The organism is Moritella sp. (genome assembly GCF_033791185.1).
Lineage (GTDB): Bacteria > Pseudomonadota > Gammaproteobacteria > Enterobacterales > Moritellaceae > Moritella.
The window spans coordinates 1-5935 of the sequence record NZ_JASJHF010000174.1; the positions used below are offsets into that span (position 1 = coordinate 1).

The 5935-nt window shown below is 40.6% G+C and carries 6 protein-coding genes; all 6 read right to left on the minus strand.

Annotated features, from left to right (window positions below; genetic code table 11):
• Positions 1–387 (minus strand): biotin/lipoyl-binding protein (locus QNK26_RS10555; RefSeq protein ID WP_319222783.1); only part of this gene is annotated, 387 nt, incomplete at its 3' end.
• Positions 387–713 carry a DUF3302 domain-containing protein gene (locus tag QNK26_RS10560; RefSeq protein WP_319222785.1) on the minus strand — a complete coding sequence of 109 codons (327 nt, stop codon included), beginning with the start codon at positions 711–713 and terminating at the stop codon, positions 387–389. The genes QNK26_RS10555 and QNK26_RS10560, both read right to left, overlap by 1 nt.
• 182 nt (positions 714–895) lie before the next feature.
• Positions 896–1924, minus strand: coding sequence for a TIGR01620 family protein (locus QNK26_RS10565; protein ID WP_319222786.1), 1029 nt, complete (start codon positions 1922–1924; stop codon positions 896–898).
• On the minus strand, positions 1915–3372 hold the full coding sequence (locus QNK26_RS10570; protein WP_319222787.1) for a YcjX family protein: 1458 nt from the start codon (positions 3370–3372) through the stop codon (positions 1915–1917). The genes QNK26_RS10565 and QNK26_RS10570 overlap by 10 nt, the downstream gene beginning before the upstream one ends.
• A 299-nt stretch (positions 3373–3671) precedes the next feature.
• Positions 3672–4625, minus strand: coding sequence for a DUF5692 family protein (locus QNK26_RS10575; RefSeq protein ID WP_319222788.1), 954 nt, complete (start codon positions 4623–4625; stop codon positions 3672–3674).
• An 875-nt stretch (positions 4626–5500) separates the two neighbouring features.
• On the minus strand, positions 5501–5935 hold a 435-nt coding region (locus tag QNK26_RS10585), incomplete at its 5' end, for a helicase-related protein (protein ID WP_319222789.1).

Sequence of the window (5935 nt, forward strand, 5' to 3'; positions counted from 1 at the left end):
ACCAATACCTTTACTATACAGTTCTTTAGCACGTTTAAAGTCAGAAGTCGCAACCACGAGATTGGCTTCAATTGAATCAAGCTTATCTTGGAATGGTTTTGGATCTAATTTGAAAAGCACGTCACCTTTCATCAGTAATTGATTCGGTTCAACAGGTACTTCAATGACATTACCATTAACCGCAGGCACAATCGGTGTTGTTACATAGTATTCACGACTAATTTCTGAAAACGGATGGTTATAATTCATGGTGAAGACCAGTCCACCAATTAACACAATCCCACCGAGTACCGCGGTGGGTACACTCCATTTATTTAGCGGGATCTTGAAGATTTTGAATATAGCGATACAAACAGCGGTATACGTTAGTATGAGTAATAAATCCATTATTCACTTCCTCCTTCTAACGCATTGAGACGTTGTTTTACTTCAGTTAATTCAAGTTCTAATTTTTCAATATGTTCTTTACCTGAATGGCCATCGGAAAAGCCCCATCCACGATCGGTTCGATATAAAGTTGCCCAAATCCACAGGAAAGGCCAAAGTACGTGTAAGGTGAAGAGACTTACCCAGCCTGCAACATGGATTGCATCTTGGTGAGGATGGTTTCGGTGGACTGCAATTTCATAGGGAATATCATGTATAACGATAACACCATAAAACAGTACAATAGCAACAAACACCAGTATTCCCAGTGCAGCGTATTCCAGCATAATTAACTCCTTTAATCGCTCAGAATCTTTCTTACCGCTTGTAAGACTTCTTGTAATAAGTGATAAGCCTACCATTAAACCCAAGTAAAACAATAATATAATTACGGCTTACAAGCTTCAATGATAGACTATTTATAGCGTAAATAAGGAAATTACCCGCCGCAAGTCTTACTGCATCGGTTTTAACCATTCATGCGTTGTATAATTCGTTTAATAAAGTCTTTTAGTTTGGGTTTATTTTCTGCTGAAAAACTAATCGGTCGGCACGCTGTCACCGCCGCTAAACCAATACGCGCGGTATATACACCAGCACCAATGCCTTGGCTTAAACGTGCCCCAGTAATGCCCGCTAAACTGGTTGTACCGAACTCTTGTAACATTTCATCGAGCACCAATTCACTCACACCGATTAGTGCTAGGTAACGGAGGACACTTTTTAATAGTTTATAACGGTTAGCCAAAGAAGGGCGCATACCGTATACCTGCCCTACTTCGTCAATCATTTTCATGCTACGCCACAATGCTAATAACATATCCACAGTCGCCCATGGGCTAGCAGCTATCACAACCCCGGTTTGCACACTATGTTTCGAAACGCGGCGTAATGCTTCTTTATCTAATGGCGCGAGAAACACTTGTTCCAAATGCACCATAGCTTCTTTATCATTACTGTAATCAGGCATAGATTTTAGGCTTTTTGCCAGTAATGTCGCTTGTGGTTTACCTTTATAAAACGTAGTTAACTTAGCGATCAAACCTTTTGCTTGGCCGACATCATGAGTAGCTTTTAACTGCTCTGCTTTATCTTGTATTCCTTGCAATGCCGCCATATTTTCTTTGTCCGACATAAAGCTAAATAAACTACGTAGTGCCAGCACTGCAACAATAATAATCAATCCAGCGAAACCGCTTGCCGCAATCCAATGCAAGGCTAACGCGCTTTGAAAAATAGTATAAATTTGCCACAAAGACATCACTCCAAAGATGCTCGCCACCCCGATAACAAACGATTTAAGCCCTTTAATTGGCAATGCTTCTAGCGTTAATCCACGGTAAGCGTCATCGACCACATCGTCTGCGGTAATTGAAGCTGGTGCTTTACTCAAGTCATTATCGAGATCCGGCATAAATACTTTTGCTTCACGAGTTGGCGTTGCCACAACATTATCAACTTGCATATCGATGGTTTTACCTTGCTTAGTCACAGGCATTTATCCCCTATTAATTCATTCAAAATACTATCAATGCGAATGTGTGGTAATACGTCTCGGTTATTAAACGACAACCCTTGCGGCGGATTTAACAAGGGTATCTGCCAATCTAAAAATGGCTGCCATTGTTTGCCCTCAGGGATCCGAGTCGGGATAGTGGGATGAATGTAACCAATAGGTTTGCCATTCACGCCACAACCTGCAATACCACGGTCACCTTGATGTTTTATCTCTTTAGAAGAGCGTACCGCAGCTGTCGCTTCACAAATTGGCTGTACGCCCTCATGCTGAGCACTCTTATAAGCCTGCTTTACAATCACACCTAACAGCTGTCGAACAGCATCATGATCTTCACTTAATACCTGATCTATCTTGGTCGCAGCAAACACCACCTTATCAATCTTAGGTTTAAATAATTGCACTAAGCGATTTTGGCTACCGTATGAAAAACTCTCGGTAATACTAGTTAATGCTTGGCGCATATCATCCAGATAATCGGGTCCTGCATTTAAGGTATTAACCACGTCCACCAGCACGAGTTGGCGGTCAATACGACTAAAAAAGTTTTTATAAAAAGGATCAACTAATTGCTTCACATAACCTTGATAATTACGCAGGCAATACTTGTAATAGCTATTATCAGCCGCTTCGTTGAGTATTTCGTCACTGTATTGCTGACAACCCAGCAACGGCACAAAGTTTAATAGATCACTATTCTCTACAGACCCAGGTAATAAGAAGCGTCCAGGCTGGATCAAGCTTAAACTGCGGTGTTTATATTTACAGTCATGCAGAAACTGCACAAACTTAGCGTTTAATGATTTTAATACTGTTTCGTCAACCGCTGACATTAGGTCTAATTGACTTAATTCGTCAAACAAGTCACCCATCAATTCTCGTCGCGGTGATGCTTGGTATTGCGCTTGGCATTGTTCGCTCCAACGCGCAAAGCTCATGTCACGCAGCGGTAAATCGAGTAGCCACTCTCCCGGATAATCACGGATCTCAAGAAACAAGGAAAACTGCTCAGCCTTTAATGGATTTAAGCGTCGCCCTGCTCGTGATAATCTTAATTCAAGCAAGCAACCGCTAATGTCTGTCGTAGATGCTGGCCACTTAGCTTGTGCTTGCGTTAGGCTCTGGTAATTTTTTTCATAAGGAAATACCGGAATATCCACATCTGCTAACGGGTGCATTTTCACGCCGAGTAGACGTTCACTCAATACTGGCGAGAATCCGGCGAGACAGGCATTCTCATGCTGCATAAGCTGGTTAATCAAGCTGGTGATAAAGGTCGATTTACCACTTTTACTCAAGCCGGTTATACCAATACAAAAGTAACGGTTCTGCAGCTTAGCAATACTCGCCAGCCCATCTTCTTTAAGGGATGTAGCTTTACGAGATGCTTTATTCATTAATTTGGAAAATTTTTTGTCTGAGTCTCGCATATACCTACTTCATGGTTAAAGGAAGGAGAACAAAGGTCCTTTCTGTAAATAGAAAGTCTACTGTAATAAAGAGTTTACTATATATAAGGAGTATACCCAAACAAGCTGAATGAGAGATGAATAAAGGGGATTACAATCTTAGCGGCGCAATTTAGATACAGCGGTGACAGAAATATTTTATCCGCAGGAATGCCCTTTGCTTGTAAGGCTGTCTCGACTTTGTTTTACATCTGAGTTTGCAACAGTCGAAATCTGCATCTAAAAAAAGGCTCCGAAAGGCATCGGAACCTTAAGTCTAATTATACTGTAACAGCATATTTATCTTCTATGAGATGAGCATTTTCAGCCTTAATGCCCTTAGATTCACTCAGATGATCATAAAGCTCATCGGTAAGCGGGTTTTTCTTACGTTTAATGATGGTATAAACCTGATAACCCAAAATACCGGTGTTAAATACCAACGCTATGATACTAATCGTATAGTAAGTAACAGGACTATGGGTTGATGCTACTGCATATTTACCCATAATAAAGAAGTCAGGGATCGTCATCATCATCATCATGTACAACGCCAGGGTATGAACCCGATGCTGAGCCCAGGCGCCTTTTTTCATAAGTAAAGCTGGTATTGTCGCCGATATAATTAACGCCATACTGTAGAATGAACGGTCTGTTAGGCAGTTATACACATAAGCAAAATTCCACAGACCATATCCGATGATCCAGAACCAGGTCATATCAGGCCATACAAGGTCATGGTGTCTATCTTTGGTGATCACAATACCGAACCAACCACATACAACAAGCAGATTGAAGATACCCGCGATTGCATTAATGTAATTCCAAGGACCACCCATATAGAACATGCCTTCGGTAAACCCTTGCATGTTAACTACTTCAAACTCCCTAATAACAGCTTCAAGAATGTTGATAACGAGGATACCCGGAGCTAAAAGTAGAAAATACTTATTTGATTGGCCTTTCTTGGTAAATCGCAAAAATAATCCAATCCAGCACCCTATTAATGCTGAGATAACTTTTGTCCAGGCAAACCAGTTCGCAGTTTGAGATCCGGAATCAGCACCGGAAGTGGTCGGCCATACCGTAATAGCAAGAATTGCCGGTAATACCATAAAAAAGAAAATGCCCGTGTACTTGTTAAAGCGGCTAATTTCATTGGCGATCAAGAGACCCCCCAGAATGCCAAACCACATAAGTGCGGAATGCAATGGGATATTTTCGAAAAAAAACATAACTTCTCCTATTTATAAACAACAATACAAAAATATAATTAACTGAAACATAATCTATATCCGCCATTTATAACTAAGGCTTAATACTGTTTAGATAGTTACAAATGTCGAAGCCCAGAAAACAGAAGAAAGCCCAACGGGCGGTCTAAATTTAACAGGACTTGTATTTTGAATTAGGGAAATATACATTTTTTGGCTTTCAATTCTTCTCGAATTTTATGCTCAATCATGTCAAATTAGCGAAGAAAAATATTAGCTTGATATTTCGTCCCGACTCCCAACATTTTTATGGGCAGCTCTAAGACTTTTGACATGTTGTTTAACGATATTTTTAATGCCTTTATTATCGTTAACATTTCCACTTATCGCCCGGGTGTAAACGGAGATAAAGGCTTGATTTTCGGTGTTCACGACAGTCACCACTGACTCGTTGAATAACCGTATGACAGTCTTTATCAGTTAGGCGTAAACCATGTCCTTCAGGTTATGGATGTAAGCCTTTAATGCACAGCATTAACATATTTCGTCTTTTGTTGTTGCTGAAAACATGAAATTTATCGAGTGCAAAATCTGCTAAATATGGGGGCACATCGTCAGCTTCTCTAGCGAAAAATGACCTCTACACTCTTGTTTTTAAAATACTATATACCTAACATCTTATTTGTCTAGACTTATTACTCTATTTCTCTACAGCTATCTAACTTTACCACACCCCATTATGGGTATGCCATGTAATGCCGACGAAGGCACAGTTTATGCTTAAATAATTTAGATAAAAATGGCTAAGGTTTCTCAACCTTAGCCATTCATATCAATTTGTCTATCTGAACGCAGCTATTACTATCTAACGTAGCGAACAAAGCTACTTAGCCAAATTAACGGCTTGGTTTTGACTCTTTCTTGGCACGGTTATTGGTTTTCTTACCGTAAGAGCGGTTTTTAGCACGACGTTTGTCATCAGTACGGCTATTGCCTTTACTTTTACCGCCGCTATTACGACCGTCATCAACAGGTTTGCTTAGATCAGGTTCATAACCCGGTAACCATTGCGCCACTAAACGGGTATCAAGCAGGGTTTCAATCTCTTCTAACAACCAGTTTTCACCGATGCTGACTAAAGACGTTGCCGTACCAGATAAACCAGCACGACCTGTACGACCAATACGGTGAATGTAGTCTTCTGCTTTAAATGGTAATTCAAAGTTGATTACATGCTTAAGCTGTTCGATATCAAGACCACGTGCAGCAACATCTGTTGCTACCAATGCGCGTACTTTACCTGCTTTAAAATCTTCCAGACCACGTTCACG